The sequence below is a fragment of the Methylotuvimicrobium buryatense 5G genome, from assembly GCF_000341735.1.
GTDB classification, from domain to species: Bacteria; Pseudomonadota; Gammaproteobacteria; order Methylococcales; family Methylomonadaceae; genus Methylotuvimicrobium; species Methylotuvimicrobium buryatense.
Window position 1 is genome coordinate 1,622,297 of sequence record NZ_KB455575.1, and the last position, 26,194, is coordinate 1,648,490.

The window sequence follows — 26,194 nt, forward strand, 5'->3', positions numbered from 1 at the left end:
ATGACATTGGTTCCTTCATGAAAACTAAATTTTTACTGATAAGCCTTTTATTCTTTATAACGCCAGTCGTCTGGGCCGAACCATGCACTGAATTATTGAATTACAAAATGACCAAATTAAGGTCGCGTGAGCAAGTTGATTTTTGTCAAGCCTATCAAGGGAAGATAATTTTGGCAGTTAATACGGCCAGTAATTGCGGCTATACGGGACAATTTAAAGGCTTAGAAGCACTGTATCAAAAATACAAAGATCAAGGTTTGGTTATTCTGGGCTTTCCATCCAATGATTTCAATCAAGAGTTTGCCGAAGAAGCGAAGACCGCAAAAGTCTGTTACATCAATTACGGTGTTACTTTTCCAATGTTCCAAACGAGTAAGATCAAGAGCCCAAATGCAAATAAATTCTTCCAAGACTTGATCGAATCTACCGGTAAGGCACCTGAGTGGAATTTTTACAAATATCTTATTAGCTCAAACGGTAAAAACATTTCAGCATTTGAAAGCAGTGTCACACCCGAACAGCTCGATGCGAAAATTCAAGCCTTAATTACGACTCAGTAAAGTTTTAAATTTTAGCCCATTGAACGATTTACGGTGAGTTATAACTCAACTTGGTGTTCAGACCCAGGGTGTCGAAATTTACCGATTCTCAGGTCAGAAAAATGACTGCTTTATAGATTTTGAGATAATAACTGGCGCTTTATAGCCTATGATCACCAAAAATTTCCAAGATATTCCCTGATTAGCAAGATGCTTAAACTTGCCGAAGCCAAGTGTCCGAGCGGAGGCCAGTTGTAGCCGCAGCCACTTCTGCGGCACGGGGTTGCAAACCCATACGCATCAAGCTAAAAATCGCCATCCTCGATTTGGTGGTCGAGAGCGTACTACGCGGTTTCACAAATCCGCTTTGGGATGTATAGTTTGCGGTCCACATTACTCAATGGATAACCAGAAATGGAAGCCGCCCCGATTGAAACGCTCACACATCAAATTGACCAGTATTTAGCAACTTGGTTCGACGAAGAAACCTGTGAAACCCTGGCCAAGTCTAGCGGATTTATTCAACGCAGCACGAGTCGCTTGACCGGCAGCGATTTTTTTAAATCTGCTGACGGTCGATACGCTTAGCGAGCCGACGATTAGCTATGAAGGTTTGTGCGATAGCCTGGAGGAACGAAGCGGCGTGGATCTGACGCCGCAAGCCTTGTGCGGGCGAATGAACAGCGATGGTGCGGTACAGTTTATGGAAGCGGCGCTGACCAAGACTTTGCGCGAGACGGTCGGTCCGCCGTTGACGGCACAAGAAGCCGCATGGCTAGCTCCGTTTCCTCGGGTTTTACTGCAAGACAGTAGCCAAATCGAAGTGAACGAAGCCTTGACCGAAGCGTTCCAAGGGAGTGGCGGTAACGCCAGCACGGCCAGCGTTAAAATCGATTTCAGCTATGACGTCAAAAACGAACGGGCCGAACATATCGCGATACGTCAGGGCACCGACAGTGATCAGGGTTTTGCCACAGACGTGCTCGCGCGAGTGCGTAAGGGAGATTTGATCATTCGAGATTTGGGCTATTTCAGTTTGGCCGCCTTTGCTCAAATCATGCTGATCGGTGCGTATTTCTTAAGCCGACTCAGCTATACCGTCAATCTCTATAAGAGCGCCGATGAAGCCGCGTCACCGATTAATCTGATCCAGTACATCAATCGTTTCGGCGGTGGTCAGCAAACGATGGAGTTTTCGCTGTTTGCCGGTGAGAAACACCGTCTGCCCATCCGCTTAGTGGTTTATCGGCTGCCGCAAGAGGTCTACCGGAAGCGACAAAAAGCGGCGATTAAAACGGCCAAACGCAAAGGGCGCCGGGCGCGCTTGTCCTACTTGAAATTTCTCAAGTATAGCTTCTTCATGACCAACGTCCCCGCCGATGTTTGGCCGAAAGAAGCGTTAGGTACCCTGTACCGCTTGCGTTGGCAAGTCGAATTGACGTTTAAACACTGGAAATCGTTGTTCTGCATCGACCTCTTGAAAGGCACGCGTCCGGAACGTATCCGATGTCTTCTCTATGGGCGTCTGATCGTCATTCTGACCGTGCAACGGTTGCTCGCGCTGGCTGCACGGCAGGCGGAAAACGAAGGTCGCGAACTGTCTTTTGACAAAGCTATCCAATGGTTGTTGCGACAGAATCGGTTTTTGAAAGCCTTTGTCGCGCGGCAGTTCGACACGCTGATGCGTAAGCTGTTAGGTAACCTGCGAAGGCTGCTTAAAGCCAAGCGAAAGCGGCGCACGACTCGGCAATTGATTGCACAACAAGTAGGATACTTGGACAGCTTCTCAGACTCGTCGGAGGAACTCGATAACGGTTTAGCTGCGGAGAGCTACGCTTAGCTTGATGCGTATGGGTTGCAAACCCCGGCCTGCTAGGGATATCCTGGTTTTTGGGCTTTAGATGAAGAAACTTGCTAATCAGGAGATATTTTGAGATTAAAAAGCGGGAACACAGAAATTAGCTAAAATGGCTTTTTTCGACAGCGTAATTCAGAACGACTTGAAGACAGGTCACATCTTCTGCTGAGTAAACCGTTTGTGCTAATCCAAGACGATTGAAGCATCCACTTTACACTTTATTCAATAACTTCTACGCCACGCCAGAAAGCGATGTAGTTTTTAATATTTAACGCTTCCGGTTTGCGATCGGCATAGAACCATGCGGCATCGCGATTAATCGCATCTTCCACGACAATGTCGTAATAGCTTGCTTTGCCTTTCCACGCACAGTAAGTGTGCGTGTTGCTTTCTCTAAGGAATTGGTCTTTGACCGAATCTGCAGGAAAATAATGATTTCCCTCGACCATCACTGTGTCATTGCTTTCGGCAATGATAACTTTGTTCCAGATAGCTTTCATAATTTTGCTCCTTGTTGTATTAAATGATTCAGGCTTTCAACTAGCTTCAAGAAAGTAAATACTGAAGAGATGCTTGTCATCAGACCATATTTTGAGCAACCTAAAGCCGCTGGAATTAGCCAGGGTAATAAATTCATCAGGACTATATTTGTATGAATTTTCAGTATGAATGTATTCGCCTTTTATAAATCGGAAATCTTGGTCGGAAACTCTGACATCATGATCTTCGCTACTGACCAGGTGCATTTCAATACGGCCTCGCTGATCGTTGTAGTAAGCACGATGTTCGAAGCGATCGAGGTCAAAGTTACCGCCCAGTTCATTATTGATACGGGTGAGCAGATTAAGATTGAATTCTGCGGAGATGCCGGCAGCATCGTTGTAGGCAGCATTCAAGACGGATGGATCCTTTTTGCGATCAAGTCCAACCAGCAAACCACCGCCTTTGCCGGTTATCCGGTGTATACCGGTCAGAAAATGCTGAACTTCCAGCGGGTCAAAATTACCCAGACTAGAACCCGGAATGAATACGACACGCCTCCCATGCGGGATACCATGAGGTAATATCATCTGTTGAGTAAAATCAAGGCAGGCTGGATAAATAGGTAACCAGGGATACTTCTGACTTAAACTGCAGGCCGATTGCTTGAGAAACTCACGGGAAATATCCATCGGTACATAGGCGGAAGGATGCAGACTTTCAAGCAGTAACTGTACTTTCTCGCAACTACCGCTTCCGGGTTCGATCAATACCGATCCCGGCTCAATCAGTCGACCAATTTCATCCGCGTATGTTTGTAGTAGGTCGCGTTCAACATTAGGAATGTAATATTCCGGCTGTTCCAGAATCGCTTCAAACAATTGAGATCCGGTTTCATCATAAAAAAACTTGGGAGGTATTTGTTTTTGTCCGCGGGATAGACCTTTAATCACTGCATCACGAAAGTTTTCCAGTTCAGGCTTGAAATCGTAGAAACTGATTTTTTGGCTTAGTAGGTTCATAAGTCTTCCGCTAAACGAATACCGGCAAATTGCCAGCGATCCTGTGGATAGAAAAAATTACGGTAAGTTGGGCGGATATGATTCTCTGGTGTGACACAGGAACCACCTCGCAATACCCACTGGTTGCACATGAATTTCCCGTTATATTCACCCATACTGCCCTCTAACGGTTTAAATCGCGGATAAGCCATATAAGGCGAAGCCGTCCATTGCCACAACGAGCCATAGAATTGACCTTCACCGGCTTGCGGGTGAAGAATGCCACTTTCACTAAAATGGCCTGTTACCGGTATTTCCAGTAATTTTGTTTCAATTTCGACTTCCGATGGCAGCCGCTTGCCAGCCCATCGGGCATAAGCATCTGCTTCATAATAACTGATATGCACGACAGGGGCGGACGGATTCAGCGTCTCAAGTCCATAAAGGGTGAACTCAAGCCATTGGCCGTCATGGCTTTCCCAATAAAGTGGCGATCTCCATTGGTTGTTTTGGATGTGACTCCAGCCATCTGATAGCCACAATTCGGGGCGGGAGTAGCCTCCGTCTTTTATGAAGTCCAAAAATTCGCTGTTTGTAATCAGCCGAGAACTTAAGAGGTGTGGTTCCAGCCAAACCTGATGCCTAGGTGTCTCGTTATCAAATGTAAAGGCATCATTATTATCGATTCCTATCTTTACCAAGCCGCCTGGTCTTTGCTCCCAATCTAATTTTCCGGTTATTTTAATCGCCGGTTGGAAGCGCTCCAGATAGCGCGGTTTAGAGGGATTATTCCAAAAGTTGTGTTTGATATCCATGAACAGCAATTCCTGGTGCTGCTGTTCGTGGTGTAAGCCCAGAGTCAGACGAAAAGCAGCTTGTTGCCACAGGGATTCGTCGCAGTCATCCAGAAAATTCAAGATGCGGTTATCGATTTCAGAACGGTAATGAAACACCTGTTCAACCGTCGGACGTGACAATAAACCGCGTTTCGCCCGGGCATGCATTGCACCAACCGTCTGATAATAGGAATTAAACAAATAACTGTATTCCGGGTTGACGGGGCGATAATCCGAATCGAATGCTTCCAGAAGAAAAGTTTCAAAGAACCAGGTCACATGCGCTAAATGCCATTTGGGCGGACTGGTTTCAACGCTGCTTTGAATTTGATAATCATCGACCATCAACGGCGCACAAACTTGAAGGCTGATATTGCGGACACGCTTATAGTCTTCAATTAATTTTTGCCGCCAATTTGCCGGTCTAGCCGGGTGAGGTTTTAATAAAGATGACATTTGGAATTCGTTAAAAGTTTAAGCAATTGCAAGCGATGCAAGGAGAGAGACCATAACAACCAAGGCTGTGACTTCATGAGGCAATGTACTTCCTGATCCCCTTTTGTCAACTAGCTGTAAGCTGTTCGGCAATATTTAACTTCAATAAAATGCTTTCTGGTCAGTGACATTCTGTTGAGATTTTTTGCGGCATCGAACTTTTTACGGATTAACCAGTCACCAAAAGAAGGGTTATGTCTGACTGTCAAACTCTTTACGTTCAGCTATTCAGTAAGCAGCACTGCTTCTTAACCGTTACCGGCTAAGTTGTAGTGTCACTTTAAATAAATATAAAAGGGTTTTGCAATAATGGGATATAAAAAAGCGTTAAAGGTCGGCTCGATGGCATTAATCTTGCTAATTAATCATGCCCTGCAAGCGGCGGATAAAAGTGATTCTTCCAACTATGCTCCAGGTGATGTTGGCCCTCATGGCGGCATAGTCTACTTCGTCGATGCTTCAGGTGAGCATGGCTTGGAAGCTAAGGCCTCCGATGAAATAAATACGCTTAATTGGAATGAAGCGGTTATAGCGTCCAGTGCTTATGGAGCTGAATGGCGATTGCCGTCAAAGACCGAATTAAAATTACTATATGAACAAAGAAGCCTGGTGGGTGATTTTGCCAATGACGACTACTGGAGCGCTACGGAACTCGACAGTAACAGCGCATGGATTCAGGGCTTTTTCAACGGCGATCAGGACCGTTACAATAAATACAGTACACTTAGAGTCCGGGCGGTTCGCCCCTTTTAATACAATTACCCTTCATGCCCAAAGCGGGTCATGCAAACCGATCGACCATCTTCCATAATCATGGCAACCCGATTCCTGACCTGATCTTGCATGTGAATTTTTCGTAGCATAGCGGTTCCCCTGGACACTGTTTTTATCGTTTGACAGCATAGGAAAATCAGATTAAAAAGAGAACATAACAAGAACAAATAAACCCGTTTTGTTCCATCCTTCTCATCATTCCGCTATGTCCAGCAATATGCCAACGACTGTTTTATCAGCCGCACCAGACCCAAAAACGGTGACCTTGCCGCTGTTTTCCGGCAAAGTCTCGGCCGGTTTCCCCTCGCCGGCCGACGATTACGTCGAGAAAACGCTGGATCTGAACGAGCTGTTAGTGCAAAAGCCCGCCGCGACGTTCTTCGTGCGCGCGCAAGGCGAATCGATGCTCGGCGCCGGCATCCACCCGAACGATATTCTGGTCGTCGATCGCTCGCTGGAACCGGTGCCGGGCAGGATCGTGATTTGCGCGCTGAATGGGGAGCTGGTCGTCAAGCGTTTGAAGCGCCGGGGCGGCCAATGGGTGTTAGGTTCGGAAAACCCGGCTTATAAAAATATCGTGCTTCGTGAAGAGATTGATACGGTGATTTGGGGCGTGGTCACCAATGTCATTCACCCGCTGTAATGCCCACGCAACGGCTTATCGCCCTGGTCGACTGCAACAACTTCTATGTGAGTTGCGAACGCGTGTTCAGGCCTGACCTGATCGGCAAGCCGGTTGCCGTACTCAGCAATAATGACGGCTGCGTCGTGGCCCGCAGTGCCGAAGTCAAGAAATTGGGCATTAAAATGGGTGTGCCGTTGTTCCAGATTCAGCAACTGGTCAACCAGCACCAAATTAAACTTTTCTCATCAAACTACACGCTGTATGCCGATATGTCGGCGAGAGTCATGTCCACTTTGGAAGAATTCGCCCCCAATCTTGAGGTGTATTCCATCGACGAAGGCTTTCTGGACTTAACCGGCGTTTACCCTTGCGGCAAAGACCCGATTGCTTACGGCCAGCTGATCAGAAAAACGGTGGTTCGAACCACCGGCATTCCGGTTTGCGTGGGGCTAGGACCGACCAAAACGCTNGCTAAACTGGCGAACTTCGCCGCCAAAAAATGGCCGCAAACCGGCGGTGTTCTGGATNTNTCCGACCCGGTGCGCCGGGAAAAACTGATGCGCATTGTGCCGGTCGGCGAGGTGTGGGGCATAGGCCCGCGCACTTCGGCCAAGCTGAACCAGCTTGGCATTCATACCGTTTGGGATTTGGCGTCCCAATCCAGCAAGCGCATTCAAGCCCAGTTCAATGTTGTGGTGGCCAGAACCGTGATGGAGTTAAATGGCACGCCTTGCCTGGCACTGGAAGCAATCGCCCCGGATAAACAGCAAATTGTCTGCTCCAGAAGCTTTAGCCGCCGCTTAACCGAATACGCCGAGCTGTCGCAAGCCATGGCCGAGTTCTGCAGTCGGGCCGCCGAAAAACTCCGGAATCAAGACTCAGTGACCGGCTGCATTACGATATTTATCCGGACCAGTCCATTCAATCCGGATGAGCCGCAATATCAACGGGCGGCCAGTAGTAAGCTGAATGCGGCTACGCAAGACACGCGGTCCATCATTGCTACCGCTAACCAGATGCTCAAAGAGATCTACAGGCCAGGCTATAACTATCAGAAATGCGGCGTCCAGCTGAGCCATATCCAGCCGGAAACCACGCCAGGGCAAATGGATGTATTCGACTTGACGTTTGACGGGCTATCTTCTGAAAACCGTCACTTGATGAAAGCCATTGATCAGATAAACCACCGCTTTCCGAGTGCCGTTTCGATCGCGGCAACTGGTTTTGATAAAAGCTGGAAGCCGAAGGCGGAGCGGATTTCGCAGCGTTATACGACCGATTGGGGGGAGTTGGTGGGGGTGAAGTGTTTGTGAGGTCCATGTCTGTTGACGACCCAAAAGAGCCAGACACTAGGTTCCAGTGAACGACTATAGTGGACCCCAAAATCCAGACAATAGTTTAAGATGGTGTCTATCATAAAAAAGGTAGGCGAGAATGAGTGAAAAAAAGCGCACGTTGATGATCAGTACACAAAAGGCTAAAGTGGCACTGGAGGCTGTAAAAGGGAGTAAAACGGTTAATGAAATAGCACAAGACTATAGTGTTCATCCGACCCAAGTAGGTCTATGGAAGAAGGCTTTATTGGAAAATGCCAGTCAATTGTTTGACGTAAAGCGTGGCCCCAAGGCCATTGATCCGCAAAGCGATCCAGAGCGCTTGTACGCCAAGATTGGCCAGCTCAACATGGAGCTGGAATGGCTTAAAAAAAAGTCCGGGATCAACCTTTAAGCCTGCGTCAGGGCTGGATTAATTCAAGTGCTGGACTGTCGGTAGCCGCACAGTGCCGACTGGCTGGCATCGCACGATCGACAGTGTATACGGACAAGCACGAAGTAGATGAAGTCGAACTGATGTTGCTACGCTTACTGGATGAAGAATATACTCGGCATCCCTTTTATGGCAGCCGGAAAATGACGGTTTGGCTACGCATGCAAGGTCANGCCGTGAACCGAAAGCGTGTGCAACGCTTGATGCGGATATTGGGCCTGATTGCGATGGTTCCAGGCCCGAATACTAGCAAAAAACATCCTGAACATACGGTTTATCCGTATTTGCTCAGAGGGCTCAGTGTGATTCGCCCGAATCAGGTCTGGAGTACGGACATCACCTACATCCGGCTCGCACATGGTTTTGTATACCTGGTGGCGATTATGGATTGGTACAGCCNCAAAATCTTGGCTTGGCGGGTGTCGAACACGATGGATGTTGGGTTTTGTGTGGACTGTTTAACGGCTGCTCTCAAGCAATACGGAGCACCGGAGATTTTCAACACCGACCAGGGTTCGCAATTCACCAGTGACAAATGGGTCGCTGTGTTACAAGAAAACAGCATCAAAATCAGCATGGATGGACGGGGGCGAGCATTGGACAATATCTTTGTTGAACGTCTCTGGCGGAGTGTTAAGTACGAGGATATTTATCCGAAAAACTATGTTTATATGCCTGAGCTATTGTTGGGGTTGACCGAGTATTTTGCCTTCTACAACGGTGAGCGATATCACCAGGCATTAGGCTATAAAACACCTGATCAAATCTATCAGACAGCGGAAGGCGGTGGGGCAATGATTGTGGATAAATTTAACGAACGGACAGATAAAGAGACTACCGGCGGACTCCATGTGGACAAAGCGTGAATTTCCTTCGGAACGTGTGGATAAGCTGATAGAAAACTGCTTAGGCAGTTTACCACGAGCTTACCCACACTAATTCACCCTTTGACCACATTCCGCCGCAGCAAGCATGATGGAATATCAAAATGCCTGCGGCGCAATAATAACAATTTAATAAAATGAAAAAGGAAATGACTTAATTTTTGAGTCATTGGTTTAGACAATAGAGAAGAATTGGGGCAGCGCCAGTCAGCTGTAACAAAGACAACACCCTCTTAAACTCGGTGATAAATTGTCTGGACAATGGGGTCCACTATACTGCGATGCGTCGAAAAAATCGAACCGCTGACCAAAGACAGCGGCAATCGCATCCGGATGACCGGCGAGGCGGCCGAGATCGACACCGATCAAGACAAGGTAGCGCATATCGTGATGAACCTGTTGAGCAATGCCAATAAATTCACCCAACAAGGACGCATTGAGATCGCCTGGTCGATTCACCGAGCGCATTTGAACATCCGGGTCTGCGATACCGGCTGCGGTATCGACGAAGCCGACCGCGATAAGATCTTCGAGCCCTTCTGGCAGGCGGACATGAGCCTCAGCCGCCCGGCCGGCGGCACCGGCCTTGGACTGGCCATCACCAAACTGTATTGCGAATTGCTATCGGGCGAAATCGACGTCACGAGCAACAAGCCAGGGAGCGTCTTTACCGTGACGCTACCGATTGCACAAGCTTGAATTGTTCGTCGTCACTCGGCGATAGGGCCGGAATGATCGCTTGCATGCGTTGCATGACGCGATGACTGTTGACATGATCGTTTTTGGCTAGACACCGGTCCAACAGCCAGAGCTGATGGCCGATCAGTTTGAATTGGTCTTCCCGGTAATGAATTTCTGTGACCAAGCGCGCCCGATGATGAACCGTTTGGCATAATTTACGCAGTTCGGTCAATGAATAGGGCTTGCCGAGAAACTCGCTGGCGCCATTGATCAGTAGGTTCTTGTGATTTTCCAGGCCGGAAAAGGCGGTCACGATGATGACCGGCTGCTCGCAGTCGACCGCCAGTATTTCGGTCAGCAAGCGGTCGCCGGAAAGCCCGGGTAACATCAAATCCAACAGAATCAGATCATGCCGTTGCCGCAACCACAACTCAAAACCCTGCCGCCCTTCTCTCGCCACATCGATCCGATAATGATCCGCCAATGCATGAAAAGCGATATTGGCGGCATCCGGCTCGTCTTCGATGATCAACAGGGTCGGCTTGAACGCATCGAGGTCCGGCGGGGTGATGAGCATCCGCGTCAATTGGTCCAAAGCGGCGACCTTGAATCGGTATTCATTGGCCAAGATGCGGGGAATTTCGGTCTCGCAGCTTTCCTGAATCAGATAGATCGGCACCGCTGGATCGGCGAATCGGCCGGAACGAACCAGGGTCGACAGTTTCCAGATATCGATGTCGTGGAGCGTATAATCGGCTATCAAGCCGTCGAAGCGCTGTTCCAACAAGGCTTCCACCAACTCATCGGCCGATTGAGCTGACGTCAGATCGGCGACTATGCCGTCAGTGCGGAGCTGTCGTTCGAGTTGCGCCGTGAGGTCACCGAAAGCGGAGGCTACCAGGAGATTCATGTTCTTTTCGAGTATTGGATCGTGATGCCCTTTCGGGCCTTCAGTGTCATGTGCGGAACGAACTTCACCGGGTAATTTTCCGGCAAGGTCCATTGAAAATGTTGCAGCAATAAAGCCACTACGGTCAGGATTTCCACGCGCGCCAGGTTCATGCCCAGACAGGTGCGCATGCCGCCGCCGTAGGGCATAAAGGCGAATCGTTCCTGCGCGGAACCGCTTATGAAGCGTTCCGGGTCGAAGCGCTCGGGATCCGGCCAGAAATCCGTGTGGCGATGGGTCAGATAGGGTGAAAACACGAGCAGTGACCGGTCGTGAATACGCACATCCCTCAGTTGCCGGTCGCCGATGACATCTCGGTAGGCGGCATAGGCCGGCGGCGCCAATCGCATCGATTCATAGATGACGCTGTTGGTATAGGGAAGCCGTTTCAAATCCCGATAGGCCAATGGCCCCGTTGCTCCCAAGACGGACTCGACCTCAGCCGCAGCCCGTTGCTGTATCATCGGATGCTTACCCAAATAATAGAGCGTAAAGGCGATGGCGTTAACAGTGGTGTCCTGTCCGCCGAAAAACAACGTGAATAAATGATCGCGCAGTTCCTGAGCATCGAAATGCGGCGCCAATTGGGCGATCAAACTGCTGTCATCGCCGGCCTGCTCGGCCTGCTCGGCCTTGACCCGTAAATTCGTCAGGGTCCGATCGATATCATCGAGCGCTCGATGAAATTTTCGATTACCGGGCGTGGGCAGGCGGTTGAATACGCCGTTCAGAATGAATGCCGATATCGAGCGGGTCACGTTGTAGCGGCTGACCGTATTGATCGCTTCCACGGCGCGGCGCGAATCGTCGTCGTCCAAGGGTCTGCCGAACAGTATCCGGCACATGATCGATTGCACCAGCGGCAAGATCTCGCGTTCCACATGAATGTGCGGTTGTTGCCGCGTTGTCAAACGCTGTATCGTTAGCTCTGTTTCCTCGCGCAGAATCGGGAACCAGGTTTCGATTGCCCGCTTCTGGAAGTAGGGCTGCAGGATCTGGTGCTGTTTTTGCCAGGTTTCACCGTAACTGTTAAAAATACCGTTGCCGAACGACGGCTTGTAGGCCTCATGAAAAAATTGCCGGCTGTAGCCCCCTTTTCTTTCATCGGCGAACAGCGTCGCCAAGTCTTTCGGGTGACTGATCAGATAGACCTTCTTTCGGCCCAATGTGAATAAGGCGATGTCGCCATGCTTGGCCGTCACGCGTTCAAAAAACCGCAAGATATTCGAGGCCAGCATCGGTAACGAACCGGTCACCGGGCAGCCTTTCGGTCCCGGCGCCTCCCGCAGGCGGTTTTGCGGGTCGCTTGTGCGGTTCAAAAGCTTAACTCCGCTTGCCCGAGAAAGGCGATCCCTGCGATCGGATAATCGTATGGGACCGCCTGGCCGTTGATGCTCGGATGCCGGGCTTTGACCTCGAATAGGTTATCGACCTTGAAGCTGAGCGCCAGGCCGTCCATGAACTGCTCGCGGCGCAAGTTGAATCCGACCAGGACATAATCGCCGATCGCATCACGTTCGTCACCCGCCGCCCGATGCCGGCCGATGATCCAATCGGAACGCACATTGACATGCCAATCCTTCACGAATTGCCAGTTGATCTGCGCAAAGATATCGTGCTGCGGTGCGCCGATGATGAAACTGTCATTGGCGCTGTTCTTCGGCTCGAGTCGCAGATAGGTGTAATTGAGATCGAACGTCAGACTTTCGTTGTATCGGTATTGACCGAGCCACTCGAAACCATAACCGATCGCTCCGGCGGAATTTTCGAAGGTGCGTAGCGTGCTACTCGTCTCGGCAATCAGATCGGCGCTGGAATACCCGAAGAGATTGATACCGGTCGAGAGGCCGTATTTCCATTTTTTGGCGACCGACAACTCTACGGTATCGATGGTTTCGGGCTTCAAGTTCGGGTTGCCCCGTAATTGCAGACCCTCATTACTGTAGAGTTCGATGAAAGACGGCGCCCTGAAGGCGCGCCCAACCATCAGTTTGGCCGACAACGCGGGGCCGACTTGCCAAACCAGACTGGCTCTGGGATTGGCCGTCAAACCGAAATCGGAATAATGATCGAGCCTGAGCCCGGTGGTCAAGGTCCAGTCATTGGCAATGTTCCATTCATCCTGGACGAGGCCGAATACGATGTGTCGGTCCGCGTCGTCGGATAAGGCTTCGACCCCGAGGCTGTCGGTGCTTTGCAACGGCCCGGCAGGTACGATCAGGCTATTCGGCAGGATCAAGAAATTGCGGTTTTCCGTGAGATCGTGTGCCACCGCATATTTATAGCCCGCTCCGACAGTGACTCGGTGATGCTTGAATCCGTCATAGAGTGTCTTGAAGGTCGCATCGACGGTATGAGAAAAATACTGATATGTCGAGGTCACCGGGTCGGAAAAAGTTCCGCCGAAGGCTCCGGCAGGAAAATGATGATTGAGACCGGTGGCTTTGTAGAAAAAATAGTTCAGATTGAACTGCGGTTCGAAATTGCCAAACCGTTGTTTGAGATCGAGCCCCGACGTCCAGGATTGATAGCGGATTGAACCGTCAGGATCCAACGCCAAGGTTGTGCCCACACCATTGGCGGATTCGAAATCCTGATAACGCAGATGCAGTTTGACCGTGTCACGATAGCGTAGCGACGCACCCACATCGATGTCGTTACGCGCGACATTGATCGGCCCCGGCGCCAATGATGCCTGCGTATTGAACAGCCGATCCATTCGGGTTTGCGCATCGGCTTTGACGGTCTCCCGCTGACCTTTGGTGGTTCGGCCTTGAGCCGAAAAAGCCAGATCAAAATCACCGAACTGCTTACCCAACAATGCCCAACCGCCATAGCTGTCGAAACTGCCGGCCAACGCACCGACTTCGCCGCCGCCGATTTCCCGACCGGTTTTGGTGATGATATTGATGACGCCGGCAAAGGCATCGGCACCGTAGAGCGCCGACCCCGGGCCTCGGATGATTTCGATTCTTGAGATATTTTTGGTCAGATGCGTGTAACTGAATAGCTTACCGGAATTGACCGGATCGTTGACGGGCACGCCATCCTGCATCACTAAAACATGAGAACTCAGTGGCGAAAAAATCCCTCGAACGACATAGGCCGGGACAAAACCGTTGGCCGAAGACACATGGAATCCCGGCACGGTTTCCAGTAACTCTTCAATCGAGACCGCGCCCCTCTTTCTGATGTCGTCTGCCGTGATGACCGTGACGACCGACGGGGATTCGGCCAAGGGACGGGAATAGCCGGTCGCGATACCTACCGTTTGTTCATCGCCATAGAAATGACGAAAATCATCGAGCTCATCGGAATAAACGATATGCGGCAAGGCCAGTGAAAATGATAAGGCTGCCTTAAGCGTTGTCGTCATGATAGTAAGCTCCTAATGAAAGTTCGGAACTGATACGACTCACATAGGCCTATTCAACAGACAAACCATTCACACAAACGGCAATGACCGAGTCAACTTAGCAGTAGGCCATGGATTTGCAAAGCAATAACTGCTCAAAAACAATTGCTTTTTTTGGATTATAGCCAGTCATTTTAAAAAAGCAACTTAGTTTAGATGAAAGCGTTGGATTTTTCAGACTTCATCCAGCGAATTGTTTCCGCACGCACTACAGAACTTGGTAAACGAATGGAACTCACGATTCAAAGGTTCCTCGGATTCATGAGGGACCAAAAGTACACGGCAGTAAAAAACCATCGAGGAAAGAAGCAAGAAGTTCGGCGGTTACCCATTGGCAAAAGTTAAATGCATTAAGTAGTCGGATTAGCCAATTCCCTGCTAACCGACTCAATACCAAAATTTTAATTGAAGGAATATTTCCGCCCGATGCCGATCGGGAGACCATCAGAAACGCAGCCAATAAAAAAGGGCCTAAGCGTTAACGTAAGCCCTTGCTTTATTATTAACCCCGGACGAGATATACGACCGATTGAGCGTCTATCTTTGACTGTTTAAATCGGTCTATGACCAAAATTGGAGGTTTTATCTAATTGGAAAGTCGCAGAAAAGATCGCTTTTGCCATCTTGGCGCCGTTTGCCGGTTTGTTCAGAAAATGACTCAACTCATTATCATCGATCCGGTCAATTATCCGTTTGACCTGCTCCACCTGGAGGATTTCTTTGCTGAGAAAAACGGTTCCTCCTGTTTGAATCGAAAAACCATCGAAATCGACCAAATAGCCCGCCAGAACCACTCCTAAACTAGTTGCTTTCGCCATGTTGTAATCGATAATCTGAAAAGTCGCTTTGCTGAATATATTCTCCGCTTTGATGGTATCTTTGCGATTCGTTTCATCCAGTCGGTAAATCGCATAAGGCGCTTGGCTCATGCGACGCAGCAATTCCAATTCATATTCGTCGGCTTCTTTGCTGAATAGACGCAAGAACTTCTCCGCCATGTTGAAGTCGTTCGGACGATAGCCGTAAATCGCATAATCGGTAAACAAGTCCATTTCGTTTTCTTTTTTGACCATCAATGTCTTTTGATGCCAAATCCCTAAATGCTTGCCGCAGGTTTTAATGTCGTCCTTCGTGAGCTTTCTGAAAATCTTACTGTTCAAATCCATCATACGATGACGAATCTCGGGATAATCGGCTGGAGTAAAGGTAAAATCGGCCATGAGCTATATTGAATGATGATGCGAAGTTTGTTCTTAACAGGTCGTGCAGATTTTTCCGACCCGATACCGCCCCCACCGGGAGACTGTTGGAATTATGGAGTAATACTGTATTTTTTCAAAGGCACTATAAAAGGCACTACAAATAAAAAAGGCCTGTAGAGAAAAACTCTACAGGCCTTAATTTATATGGCTCCCCCGGACGGGCTCGAACCGCCGACCTAGTGATTAACAGTCACCCGCTCTACCGACTGAGCTACAGGGGATTAATTCGGTATTGTCAATGGCGCGCCCGGAGAGATTCGAACTCCCGACCGCTCGGTTCGTAGCCGAGTACTCTATCCAGCTGAGCTACGGGCGCCTTATTGAGCCGCTTATTATCTTCTCTTTGTCTTATCTTGTCAAGATTTTATTTTAAAAAATAATCGATTTTAAAATCGATGGCGGAGAGTGAGGGATTCGAACCCTCGATGGGAGTTAAAGCCCATACTCCCTTAGCAGGGGAGCGCCTTCAGCCTCTCGGCCAACTCTCCGAAACTTCCTTAGGTCACTCGGAATCGCTTCTATCCGTTGATTCCGATTGTTCCTTTTTAATTCTTTCGTAAATTTCTTCTCGGTGAACCGATACTTCTTTTGGCGCATTGACACCGATGCGAACCTGATTTCCTTTGACTCCAAGAACAGTGACGGTTACCTCATCACCAATCATCAAAGTCTCCCCTACCCGACGAGTCAAGATAAGCATGGCTTCTCCCTATATTGTATGTAATTTCTACTGCTTTGCATGCAGTAACCAACCAAGAGCGCTATTCTACCAGGTTTTATTGATAAATAAAACTAACTTTCTACCGGCTCTCTATCCAGCTCGAAGGCCGAGTGCAGGGCTCTAACCGCCAATTCCAGATATTTTTCATCGACGACGACCGAAATCTTAATTTCCGAGGTCGAGATCATTCTAATATTAATACCTTCGTCTGCCAAGGCTTTAAACATCGTGCTGGCGATTCCCGCATGCGAACGCATGCCGACGCCGACGATCGATATTTTGACGATTTTGACATCTCCGGTAACGGCCTTGGCACCTAATTCGGCGCAAACCGAATCAAGCAGCCCTTTGGCTTTTTCGTAATCGTTGCGATGCACCGTGAAGGTAAAGTCGGTCGTCTCATCGCCGGCGATATTCTGAATGATCATATCGACTTCGATATTGGCATCGGCAATCGGTCCCAAAATTTTATAGGCGACGCCAGGCAAATCAGGCACACCGGTTATCGTTAATTTGGCCTCGTCCCGGTTAAATGCAATTCCTGAAATTAAAGCTTGTTCCATTTGATCGTCCTCATAGCTAATCAGCGTACCCTTGCCTTCTGTAAATGATGATAAAACTCTTAATGGCACATTGTATTTGCCGGCGAACTCGACCGATCGAATTTGCAATACTTTCGAACCTAAACTGGCCATCTCAAGCATTTCCTCGAAGGTGATTTTTTCCAATCGCCTGGCATTCGGCTCGACCCGCGGGTCGGTCGTATAAACGCCGTCAACATCGGTGTAAATACAACATTCATCGGCCTTTAAGGCTGCCGCCAAAGCAACTGCCGTCGTATCTGAACCGCCGCGACCCAAAGTCGTAATATTACCCTTCTCGTCAACGCCTTGAAAGCCAGCAACGACAACCACGCGTCCCGCCGCCAAATCCTCGCGCATTCTTTTATCGTCGATATTGATGATTCTGGCCTTCGTATGACTGCTATCGGTCAAAATTTTGACTTGCCCGCCGGTATAGGAGCAGGCTGGGCATCCCAGCTCATGCAAGGCCATGCTCAGCAAGGATGTCGTCACCTGCTCGCCGGTCGACAATAAAACATCCATTTCCCGGGTATTCGGATACTTCTGGATTTCATTCGCCAAAGCGGTCAAACGATTGGTTTCGCCGCTCATGGCGGAGACGACAACGACTAATTGATCTCCCTGGTCATGAACTCTTTTAACTTTTTCCGCTACCGCTTTGATTCGTTCGACCGATCCGACCGATGTTCCACCGAATTTATATACGTATAATCCCATTATTCAATAACCTTTAAAATAAGCACCGAGTTGTTCCCGAACCCATTGCGCAACCGAGTTGAGCGCCTCCGGCAATGCCGCCGGATTATTACCTCCCGCTTGAGCCATATCGGGTCGACCACCCCCTTTACCGCCGACTTGCGTGGCTACCACATTGACCAAATCACCGGCTTTGATTTTAGAAACCAGGTCTTTCGATACTCCCGCTATCAGACTGACTTTATCATCTTTGACTGTCGCAAGCACGACTGCCGAGCTGCCGAGCTTGTTGCGCAATTGGTCAAGCATGTCACGGAGCGCTTTCGGGTCACTATCGTCGATTTTAACCGCCAAGACTTTAACACCTTCAATATCAACTGCTTGACTACTCAACTCGCCGCCGGCGGAACTGGCCAATTTCGACTTTAAACGTTCCAACTCTTTTTCTAGTTGCTTATTTTTTTCCAGCAATTGCTCGACTTTATCGGCCGCCTTTTCCGGCGCGCTTTTCAAGCATCCGGCAATGATAGCTAAGGCCTTATCGCGACTGTCGATCCAATCCAATGCCACATTGCCTGTAACCGCTTCGATTCTTCTGACGCCGGCGGCAACACCGGTTTCGCCGATGATCTTGAACAAGCCGATATCGCCGGCCCGATCGACGTGCGTGCCGCCGCACAGTTCGGTCGAAAAACCGCCGATACGCAAGACCCTGACTTCATCGCCGTATTTTTCGCCGAACAAGGCCATTGCCCCGGCTTGCATCGCCTCTTCCTTGGCCATGACTTCTGCCAATACCGGCTCGTTCAAACGAATTTGTTCGTTGACCAAGCGTTCGATCGTAGCGATTTGCTCGGGCGTCACCGGTTCGAAATGAGAAAAGTCGAAACGCAGGCGATCGGCATTCACTAAGGATCCTTTCTGCGTTACATGATCGCCTAAGACTTCACGCAAGGCCGCATGCAATAGATGTGTCGCAGAATGGTTCAACTCGGTCGCTTTTCGTTTGATCTTATCGACGCTTGCGGTACAGTTTTCACCCACCGACAAACTTCCCGACAACAGTCTGCCGCGATGCAAGAACAAGTCGCCGCCTTGCTTTTGCGTGTTGACGACTTCGAATACGCCTTGCTCGGTCGCAATGCGTCCGCTGTCGCCGACCTGTCCGCCGGATTCGCCATAAAACGGCGTTTTTTCCAAGACGACGATGCCCTCATCGCCTTCGTTCAAGCTCTCTACCGCTTCGCCTTCTTTAAACAAGCCGATGATCTTGGTGCTGTCTTCAAGATATTGATAGCCTGTGAATTCGGTTTGACCATCGAGTTTTAAGGTTTGATTGTAATCGGCACCGAAGCTGCTTGCCGCCCGCGCCCGATTGCGCTGTTCGGCCATTTCGGTCTCGAAGCCGGCGTGATCGATCGTCAACTGATGTTCGCGCGCAAAGTCGGCGGTCAAATCGACCGGAAATCCGTAAGTGTCGTATAACTGAAACACGATGCTTCCGGGTATCGTCGAACCTTCCAGCTTGGCTACGCAAGCCTCCAGAATCTTCATCCCTTGCTCGAGTGTTTCGGCAAAGCGCTCTTCTTCTTTTTTTAGTACGCGCTCGACTTGGTCTTGAGCATTTTTCAATTCGGGATAAGCCTCGCCCATTTGTTCGACAAGCGGCGCTACCAATTGATAAAAGAAAACTTCACGGATACCCAATCGGTAACCGTGGCGAATGGCCCGGCGAATGATTCGCCTCAACACATAACCGCGCCCTTCGTTAGACGGCAAAACACCATCCACGATCAAAAACGCGCATGAGCGGATATGATCGGCGATCACGCGTAGCGAACTCTTGGTCAAGTCCTCGGTGCCGGCCAATTTCGCGGCCGCCTTCAGCAAGCCTTGAAACAAATCGATTTCGTAATTGCTATGCACGCCCTGCATGACCGCGGCAATTCGCTCCAGCCCCATGCCGGTATCGACCGACGGCTTGGGCAATGCATGCAGATTACCTTCGCTATCGCGTTCGTATTGCATGAACACTAGATTCCAGATCTCGATGAAACGGTCGCCGTCTTCATCGGGAGAACCCGGCGGTCCACCCGGAATCGATTCGCCGTGATCATAAAAGATTTCGCTACACGGACCGCACGGACCGATGTCGCCCATCGCCCAAAAGTTGTCTTTCGCGCCGATACGGGAAAAACGCTTCGGATCGACACCGACATCTTCCAGCCAGATTTTTTCGGCTTCGGAATCTTCATCGAAAACCGTCACCCATAATTTATCCGCAGGAATACCCAGTTCTTTGGTCAAAAAATCCCAAGCCAAGTGTATTGCTTCTTGTTTGAAATAATCGCCGAAACTGAAGTTACCGAGCATTTCAAAAAAGGTATGATGCCTCGCCGTGTAGCCGACATTTTCCAAATCGTTATGCTTGCCGCCGGCACGAACGCAGCGCTGACTGGTCGCGGCACGTGTGTAGTCGCGATGTTCGCGTCCAAGGAACACGTCCTTGAATTGCACCATACCGGCATTGGTAAACAATAGTGTCGGATCGTTACCCGGAACCAGCGAACTGGAAGGTTGGATCGAATGTCCGCGTTGGCGGAAAAAATCCAGGAATGCGGAACGCAATTCCGAGCTGGTCATATTTTTCATCATCTTTGAATACTAAATGTTCTTGGAATTACTTAATTTTGATGTTCAAGTGTTCGAGCAAAGCAGCGATCATGCCACCGGAAAACCCTCGTTGCAATAAAAAACGGCTTCGTTTACTCCATTCCGATAAGGTCACCTGTTCGTCTTGACGATATTTTTTGAGGTAGACCCGCTGCAACACGTTAAACCAACTCCCCGCCGCATCCTCTCCGGCTTCGTCCAAATCGAAGCGGTCTATGCCCAATTGCCGCAACTCATAATCGATACGGCTCGGACCGAAACCCTTTTCGATCCTCTGTCGAACGTAACATTCGGCGAAACGCCTGTCGCTCAACCAGTCATTCAGGACTAGTTTATCCAGGACATTATCGATATGCGCCTGTTCAAACCCTCTCGACAATAATTTATTATTCAGTTCCAATCGACTGTGTTCGCGCCGTGCCAACAATCGCAGACACACTGCTTCGATTTTTTTGAGTTCAGCATCCATGTCGAATAAAAGCACCTACCTTAATTTATACTCGACTTTATTCTTCCGAAAAAACCTCTTCGCCACTCTTCTCGGCCGGTGCTCGCAGTCCTCCAAAAGCCTCGGCTCTGATTTTTGCTTCGATATCCGCCGCTTTCTCCGGATGTTCTTTTAAAAATTGCTTGACGTTGTCCTTGCCTTGCCCGATTTTTTCGTCATTATAACTGTACCAAGAGCCGGCTTTTTGAATGAGTCCGTAAGACACGCCTAAGTCGACCAGTTCTCCATAAAACGACACGCCTTCGCCATAAAGAATCTCGAATTCAGCCTGCTTGAAAGGCGGCGCGACCTTGTTTTTGACGACCTTGACGCGGGTTTCGTTGCCGATCACTTCGTCGCCTTTTTTAACCGAGCCGATGCGTCGAATATCCAAACGCACCGAAGCATAAAATTTCAAGGCATTGCCGCCGGTCGTAGTTTCCGGACTGCCGAACATGACGCCGATTTTCATGCGAATCTGATTGATGAATATCACCAAGGTATTCGAACGCTTGATATTAGCGGTCAATTTTCTGAGCGCCTGAGACATCAAGCGGGCTTGCAAGCCCATGTGCGAATCGCCCATATCGCCTTCGATTTCGGCTTTCGGGGTGAGCGCTGCAACCGAATCGACGACGACGATATCGACTGCTCCCGAACGAACCAGCATATCGGTAATTTCCAGCGCCTGCTCGCCGGTGTCGGGTTGAGAAACCAATAAATCGTCGACGTTGACGCCGATTTTTTCGGCATAACCGGGATCGAGTGCATGCTCGGCATCGACGAACGCGGCTGTCCCGCCCAGTTTTTGCATTTGCGCGATAACCGATAAAGTCAATGTGGTTTTACCTGACGACTCCGGGCCGTAAATTTCAATCACCCTTCCACGCGGTAGCCCCCCGCATCCTAAAGCAATATCCAAGGATAAAGAACCGGTCGAGACAACCTGGATATCTCGAGAAGCGGCCACATCGCCCATCCGCATCACCGAGCCTTTGCCGAATTGTTTTTCGATCTGCATCAAGGCAGCGCCAAGTGCTTTTTTCTTGTTCTCATCCATTTATATTGCCCTCATCTAAACTAGTTTCTATTTCGAAAACACTCTGCGCAAAATGTCTTCTGTTAGGCGTTCGCTGTTTCTTTCCAAAAGTACATTTCATACTCAATTTTAAAAACCACCAATCCGATGCTTACCATTGGAAGAATCGGCATTGCTAGTCATCGCCTTTCGATTAAGCGGTAACAGCCATCGCTAAAAAGGGCTTATTATGACATAGCGTATTTTATTTGGCACAGCTAATATGTCTCGTTCAATTTAAACGACTTACTATACCTATCGCACTTCAAATTTCGGCATTAGCGTATGGAGGCGCCGGGGTGTTCGGCAAAGGCTTTGGCAGCATAGATGCTGTCATAGAGTCTACATGGACGTATTCACGGCGTCCTTTGACGGGCACCACGACGCCGAAATTTGACTAGCAAAGCGTATAACTATTCACTTGGTTATGGCAATGCTGTTTTGTTCGACGCTTACACCAAATGTGATCGGTAAACTGCGCCTGGAATTGCCAGTCTACACATACAACAATGTAAGTTTCGGTATCGAAAAAAACCATTTTAGCTAATTGCTGTGTTCGCGCTTTTCAACTGAAATATTTCGCTCTTTCCCAAGCTCCAGCTTGGGAAAGACACCCCGGAAGCTCCAGCTTCCTGAGACCGACACAACCTCCGCACATTCTCAATCAACCCCGACTCGCTCGTTCAATCTTTCTTGATTGTCGGGAAGCTAGAGCTTCCTGAACAGGTTACCCAAGCTGGAGCTTGGGTAACAGCATATTTTAGTTTTTGCGACTGCGTCTGCCCCCTGTGCCAATATGACCTGAGACACTTACCCCTCGGAAATTAGAGTATAAAGGTAGGCCAGAATCATGAGCAAATCAAAAGCAGAGACCATGGAATCACCACAATTAACTGCGCCGGAGGTCGCGTTGGAAGACGCCCGTAGGGCGGCTGGAAACGCGACCTCCGGCGCGCGGCCCGATCCGGAGGTGGTTGCCACCGCCCAGCGCCGACAATTTACCAGCAGCGACAAGCGCCGCATCCTGGATGCCGCTGATCGCTGTACTCAGCCGGGTGAGATTGGCGCCCTATTACGCAAAGAAGGGATTTACTCCTCCCAATTAGCCACTTGGCGCAAACAGCGTGCTGCCGATCAGCGTGCCGCGCTGGCGCCGCAAAAGCGCGGGCGCAAGGCCGACTCGGCTCAGGCCGAGGACCGTCGTGTGCGCCAACTTACCCAGGAAAATGAGCGCCTGCGTCGCAGACTCGCTCAGGCCAATGCCATTATTGATGTCCAAAAAAAACTTTGCGTCTTGTTCGGACTGCCGGCGGACGAGACGCCGAGCGAGTCCAACTGATGCAAGCCCTTAACCAGCTGGCCCCGGAGGTCGGCCTGGCTCCGGCTTGTGCAGCCCTGAATTTGAACCGCAGTTCGGTCTATCGCGAGGATGCCCGTCGGCGCCTCCTGACGCCTGTGCCGGTAACGCGGGTGCCTCGTCCATCCGCCCCGCTGGCTTTCTCGACTAATGAGCGGCAGCAAATGCTGGCGGTGCTTAACAGCGAACGCTTCGCCGACTGCTCGCCGTATTTTGTCTATGCCACTCTGCTGGACGAGGGGCGCTACATCGGCTCGGTGCGCACCTTGTACCGTGCTCTGGAAGCGGACGGCCAGTCAGCGGAGCGCAGGCGCCAACGGATGCACCCGGTCTATACCAAGCCTGAACTCCTGGCCACCGCGCCCAATCAAGTCTGGAGCTGGGATATTACGAAACTCAAAGGCCCGGCTAAATGGACCTGTTTCCACCTCTATGTGATCCTGGATATTTTCAGTCGCTATGTCGTTGGCTGGATGGTCGCCCCGCGGGAAACCGCCGAACTGGCCGAGCAGCTGATCGCCGAGACGGTGACCAAGCACAACATCCCGCCGCATACCCTGACGCTGCATGCCGATCGCGGTTCCAGCATGCGCAGCAAGCCCGTGGCTGCCTTACTGGTCGATCTGGATGTCGCCAAGACTCATAGCCGGCCTTATGTCTCGGATGACAATCCCTATTCCGAGGCCCAGTTCAAAACCCTGAAATATCGGCCTGATTTCCCCGTCCGCTTCGGCTGCATTGAGGATGCCCGCAGCCATTGCCAACGCTTCTTCCCGTGGTACAACCAGTCCCATTGCCACTCGGGCATCGGTTACATGACCCCGGCCACCGTCCATTTCGACCAAGCGGCTACGGTATACCAAGCACGCGCAAAAACCCTGGAGATTGCCTTCCTCGCCAATCCAAAGCGATTCAAAGGAAAGTGCCCTTTGCCACCCAGCTTGCCTAACGCCGTTTGGATTAATCCGCCTATTAACACAAAGGAGAACCTCGACTCATAAATACACAACAATTAGACACTAATTAAAACAACTTGGTGTCTCAATGTCATTGACACATTCCGCTGACCCCTGCTTGGACACTTGGCTTCGACAAGCTGAAGCATCTTGCTAATCAGGTACAACAATGTAAGTTTCGGTATCGAAAAAAGCCATTTTAGCTAATTGCTGTGTTCGCGCTTTTCAACTGAAATATTTTTGAAATTGTTAGTGATCATAGGCTTTTAAGCGCTTGATGTAATGTACTAGCAGTCGAGAGCAAGGCGCTAAACGACACCTTATAACTAACGCCTTTTATAGGCCGTTTCTCACCCAACCCACTCAACACTACCTCGCATCAATGACTTCACCCCAACCCATTAGAGTCTCCGCTCAAAAATAAATCAATCAGAATCAATATCCGATTTATCTTTCGACTTTTCAATCAATTGATCCATTTCTTCTCTAGGCAAATAATCCAAATCCCAATGACTGGTATAGTTTTCTTTTAAGCGCCGTCTTCCCGGATGTAATGCCTTCGACTCAGCGCGACAAGTTACCGCGGCGGTTTGTGACGACTCTTCGGATAATTCGTTATCTTTGTCATCGCCATAATGGTTAAATCGCGCAAAAACCGTTTGTTTGATGCTGTCGAACAGATGACTCATATCCTCTACTCCTAGCTTTTTACCGAATTTATGCCCGCAGATCAAAATAGGCTCCCCGAGGCCGAATTTTCATCTACGATGGGTATAACACAGTAGTCATGGAAACTAAAATTTCGCTTATAGTTTATCGCGCAATGCATTATAAGCAAATCCTAGTAATTTACTAGGAAATACAAACCCTAACCTCTGTCCGGTAGCTAAAACCGAACCGTCTTTCTTATTTTTCGGTCAACATTTCTAAAGCCAGGATCGCCATGTTTTTCGACCCTTCTCCACTTCCCAGCGTATTTTTAATGGCACTCAAATCGGACTTTACCGCATCGTAATAAGCTCGATCGCTCAATAGCTTGACGATTTCATCGGCAATATTTTTCGCGTTAGCTTGGTGCTGTATCAATTCTTTTACCACCGCCTTACCCGCAACGATATTGGGCAAGCCGATAAAAGGAGTTTTCACTAACAAACGTCCGAGCCAGTAGGTCAATTCGGATAGTTTGTAAACGATAACCATCGGCACCTGGAGTAACGCAATTTCCAGCGTAGCGGTCCCCGAACTTGACATGATCGCCGTACAACATTGAACCGCATCGTAGGTTTCGTTTTTAATAACCTTGATTGCCAAATCGGAACGATCGAGATATGACCGGAGCAGTTCGTCGCTGACACTTTGGGCTTGCGGCAAAATGAATTGCGCACCGGGCACAAGGGAAAGCACAATCGACGCGGCGTCCAGCATCACCGGTAGTAATCGTTCAATTTCTTGTTTTCTGCTGCCGGGCACTAACCCAATGACGGGGCGCTCGCCGTCTAGGCCGAAACGATCCAGATCCTCATGTTTCGTGTACCGAGGGTGCACTTTGTCGATCGAAGGATGCCCAACATAACTTACCGGAACGTTTTCCGCTTCATAATAGGCCGTTTCGAACGGAAAAATCACCGCCATCCTATCGATCACTCGGCCGTATTGCTTAACCCGCCCAGGACGCCAAGCCCAGACTTGAGGGCTCACATAAAACAACACCTTGACGCCGAAGCTTTTGGCAAATTTGGCCAATTTAAAATTGAATTCCTTATAATCGACGCAAACCAGCAAATCGGGCCGTTCGTCAACCAATAAACGTTGCATTTGCTTTAAGGCTTGCCGTATTTCGCGGTAATGCTTGAGCACTTCGACGACGCCGATTACCCCGATATTCGACGAATCGAAACGAATATCGATTCCGGCTTCGCGCATTGCCGCCCCTCCCATGCCAAGTCCTTCGATGCCGGGATGCAGGTTCTGCAATTCGAGAAACATATGCGCGGCATGACGGTCGCCGGAGGATTCGCCGGCGCTGAACATGACCTTAAAAGACTGGGTAGATGTCAAAAGCAGGTCTCTCAGCGA

Annotated in this window: 23 protein-coding genes and 3 tRNA genes; 9 read left to right on the forward strand and 17 right to left on the reverse strand. The window is 49.6% G+C overall.

Annotated elements, in window-relative coordinates; genetic code table 11:
• Nucleotides 1–17 precede the first annotated feature (17 nt).
• The 3 genes from METBU_RS28980 to METBU_RS0107265 all read left to right on the forward strand — a co-directional run bounded on the left by METBU_RS28980 (nucleotide 18) and on the right by METBU_RS0107265 (nucleotide 2,379).
• Nucleotides 18–560, forward strand: a complete 543-nt coding sequence (locus tag METBU_RS28980) for a glutathione peroxidase (RefSeq protein ID WP_017839981.1) — start codon at nucleotides 18–20, stop codon at nucleotides 558–560.
• 393 nt (nucleotides 561–953) lie between these two features.
• A complete protein-coding gene (locus METBU_RS28005) occupies nucleotides 954–1,127 on the forward strand; it encodes a hypothetical protein (protein WP_017839982.1) in 174 nt (57 codons plus the stop codon).
• Between the two features lie 25 nt (nucleotides 1,128–1,152).
• Nucleotides 1,153–2,379: an IS4 family transposase gene (locus METBU_RS0107265; protein ID WP_235726387.1), complete on the forward strand. Its 1,227-nt coding sequence runs from the start codon at nucleotides 1,153–1,155 to the stop codon at nucleotides 2,377–2,379.
• A 236-nt stretch (nucleotides 2,380–2,615) separates the two neighbouring features.
• On the opposite strand, the gene METBU_RS0107270 is transcribed toward METBU_RS0107265, so the two are convergent.
• Genes METBU_RS0107270 through egtB form a run of 3 tightly spaced genes read right to left on the reverse strand, consistent with a single transcriptional unit; the run spans nucleotide 2,616 to nucleotide 5,170 of the window.
• The gene (locus METBU_RS0107270) at nucleotides 2,616–2,897 is read right to left on the reverse strand and encodes a DUF427 domain-containing protein (protein WP_017839984.1); all 282 of its coding nucleotides are present in this window, start codon (nucleotides 2,895–2,897) and stop codon (nucleotides 2,616–2,618) included.
• Nucleotides 2,898–2,933: 36 nt separating this feature from the next.
• Nucleotides 2,934–3,899 (reverse strand): L-histidine N(alpha)-methyltransferase, encoded by a 966-nt coding sequence (egtD, locus tag METBU_RS0107275; RefSeq protein WP_017839985.1) that lies wholly within the window; start codon nucleotides 3,897–3,899, stop codon nucleotides 2,934–2,936.
• On the reverse strand, nucleotides 3,896–5,170 hold the full coding sequence (gene egtB, locus METBU_RS0107280) for an ergothioneine biosynthesis protein EgtB (protein WP_017839986.1): 1,275 nt from the start codon (nucleotides 5,168–5,170) through the stop codon (nucleotides 3,896–3,898). Before egtB ends, egtD begins: the two co-directional genes overlap by 4 nt.
• A 348-nt stretch (nucleotides 5,171–5,518) precedes the next feature.
• Between egtB and METBU_RS0107285 the strand changes: the two genes are divergently transcribed.
• The 5 genes from METBU_RS0107285 to METBU_RS23580 all read left to right on the forward strand — a co-directional run bounded on the left by METBU_RS0107285 (nucleotide 5,519) and on the right by METBU_RS23580 (nucleotide 9,958).
• Entirely contained in the window at nucleotides 5,519–5,962 is a 444-nt protein-coding gene (locus METBU_RS0107285; protein ID WP_017839987.1) for an Lcl C-terminal domain-containing protein, read from the forward strand.
• Between the two features lie 226 nt (nucleotides 5,963–6,188).
• On the forward strand, nucleotides 6,189–6,626 hold the full coding sequence (locus tag METBU_RS0107290) for a LexA family protein (RefSeq protein ID WP_051056240.1): 438 nt from the start codon (nucleotides 6,189–6,191) through the stop codon (nucleotides 6,624–6,626).
• A complete protein-coding gene (locus tag METBU_RS0107295; RefSeq protein WP_017839989.1) occupies nucleotides 6,626–7,921 on the forward strand; it encodes a Y-family DNA polymerase in 1,296 nt (431 codons plus the stop codon). The genes METBU_RS0107290 and METBU_RS0107295 overlap by 1 nt, the downstream gene beginning before the upstream one ends.
• Nucleotides 7,922–8,042: 121 nt before the next feature.
• Nucleotides 8,043–9,241 (forward strand): IS3 family transposase gene (locus METBU_RS0107305; RefSeq protein ID WP_085986396.1). Its coding sequence is split into 2 segments (ribosomal slippage): nucleotides 8,043–8,319 and nucleotides 8,319–9,241, totalling 1,200 coding nucleotides; the frame shifts between segments, so codons are not numbered across the junction.
• Nucleotides 9,242–9,520: 279 nt separating this feature from the next.
• Nucleotides 9,521–9,958 carry a sensor histidine kinase gene (locus METBU_RS23580; RefSeq protein ID WP_017839992.1) on the forward strand — a complete coding sequence of 146 codons (438 nt, stop codon included), beginning with the start codon at nucleotides 9,521–9,523 and terminating at the stop codon, nucleotides 9,956–9,958.
• Here METBU_RS23580 and METBU_RS0107315 read toward each other — a convergent pair.
• The 12 genes from METBU_RS0107315 to recA all read right to left on the reverse strand — a co-directional run bounded on the left by METBU_RS0107315 (nucleotide 9,927) and on the right by recA (nucleotide 21,787).
• Nucleotides 9,927–10,850, reverse strand: a complete 924-nt coding sequence (locus METBU_RS0107315) for a response regulator (RefSeq protein ID WP_017839993.1) — start codon at nucleotides 10,848–10,850, stop codon at nucleotides 9,927–9,929. The two genes, METBU_RS23580 and METBU_RS0107315, sit on opposite strands and share 32 nt — an antisense overlap.
• Nucleotides 10,847–12,208, reverse strand: a complete 1,362-nt coding sequence (locus tag METBU_RS0107320) for a cytochrome P450 (protein ID WP_017839994.1) — start codon at nucleotides 12,206–12,208, stop codon at nucleotides 10,847–10,849. The genes METBU_RS0107315 and METBU_RS0107320 overlap by 4 nt, the downstream gene beginning before the upstream one ends.
• Nucleotides 12,205–14,265 carry a TonB-dependent receptor plug domain-containing protein gene (locus METBU_RS0107325; RefSeq protein WP_017839995.1) on the reverse strand — a complete coding sequence of 687 codons (2,061 nt, stop codon included), beginning with the start codon at nucleotides 14,263–14,265 and terminating at the stop codon, nucleotides 12,205–12,207. Before METBU_RS0107325 ends, METBU_RS0107320 begins: the two co-directional genes overlap by 4 nt.
• 590 nt (nucleotides 14,266–14,855) lie before the next feature.
• Complete coding sequence (locus tag METBU_RS0107335) at nucleotides 14,856–15,524, reverse strand: hypothetical protein (protein ID WP_017839997.1); 669 nt, start codon at nucleotides 15,522–15,524, stop codon at nucleotides 14,856–14,858.
• A 187-nt stretch (nucleotides 15,525–15,711) separates the two neighbouring features.
• Nucleotides 15,712–15,787: transfer RNA gene (locus tag METBU_RS0107340), tRNA-Asn, on the reverse strand.
• A gap of 18 nt (nucleotides 15,788–15,805) precedes the next feature.
• Nucleotides 15,806–15,882, reverse strand: a tRNA-Arg gene (locus tag METBU_RS0107345).
• An 80-nt stretch (nucleotides 15,883–15,962) separates the two neighbouring features.
• A tRNA-Ser gene (locus METBU_RS0107350) sits at nucleotides 15,963–16,054 on the reverse strand.
• 14 nt (nucleotides 16,055–16,068) lie between these two features.
• A complete protein-coding gene (gene csrA, locus METBU_RS0107355; RefSeq protein ID WP_026130091.1) occupies nucleotides 16,069–16,266 on the reverse strand; it encodes a carbon storage regulator CsrA in 198 nt (65 codons plus the stop codon).
• Between the two features lie 92 nt (nucleotides 16,267–16,358).
• On the reverse strand, nucleotides 16,359–17,588 hold the full coding sequence (locus METBU_RS0107360) for an aspartate kinase (protein WP_017839999.1): 1,230 nt from the start codon (nucleotides 17,586–17,588) through the stop codon (nucleotides 16,359–16,361).
• Between the two features lie 3 nt (nucleotides 17,589–17,591).
• On the reverse strand, nucleotides 17,592–20,219 hold the full coding sequence (gene alaS, locus METBU_RS0107365) for an alanine--tRNA ligase (RefSeq protein WP_175421723.1): 2,628 nt from the start codon (nucleotides 20,217–20,219) through the stop codon (nucleotides 17,592–17,594).
• 28 nt (nucleotides 20,220–20,247) lie between these two features.
• Nucleotides 20,248–20,709 carry a regulatory protein RecX gene (locus METBU_RS0107370; RefSeq protein ID WP_017840001.1) on the reverse strand — a complete coding sequence of 154 codons (462 nt, stop codon included), beginning with the start codon at nucleotides 20,707–20,709 and terminating at the stop codon, nucleotides 20,248–20,250.
• Nucleotides 20,710–20,746: 37 nt separating this feature from the next.
• Nucleotides 20,747–21,787, reverse strand: a complete 1,041-nt coding sequence (recA, locus tag METBU_RS0107375) for a recombinase RecA (protein ID WP_017840002.1) — start codon at nucleotides 21,785–21,787, stop codon at nucleotides 20,747–20,749.
• An 892-nt stretch (nucleotides 21,788–22,679) separates the two neighbouring features.
• Here recA and METBU_RS0107385 point away from each other — a divergent pair.
• Nucleotides 22,680–24,163, forward strand: a protein-coding gene (locus tag METBU_RS0107385; RefSeq protein ID WP_412768467.1) for an IS3 family transposase whose coding sequence is annotated in 2 segments (ribosomal slippage) — nucleotides 22,680–23,123 and nucleotides 23,126–24,163 — 1,482 coding nt in all. Because the reading frame shifts where the segments join, the coding sequence is not laid out codon by codon here.
• A gap of 380 nt (nucleotides 24,164–24,543) precedes the next feature.
• Here METBU_RS0107385 and METBU_RS23585 read toward each other — a convergent pair.
• Together METBU_RS23585 and lpxB are read right to left on the reverse strand one after the other, a co-directional pair.
• Nucleotides 24,544–24,807 carry a hypothetical protein gene (locus METBU_RS23585; RefSeq protein WP_017840005.1) on the reverse strand — a complete coding sequence of 88 codons (264 nt, stop codon included), beginning with the start codon at nucleotides 24,805–24,807 and terminating at the stop codon, nucleotides 24,544–24,546.
• A 217-nt stretch (nucleotides 24,808–25,024) separates the two neighbouring features.
• Nucleotides 25,025–26,176, reverse strand: a complete 1,152-nt coding sequence (gene lpxB, locus METBU_RS0107395) for a lipid-A-disaccharide synthase (protein ID WP_083877662.1) — start codon at nucleotides 26,174–26,176, stop codon at nucleotides 25,025–25,027.
• Nucleotides 26,177–26,194: the final 18 nt, after the last annotated feature.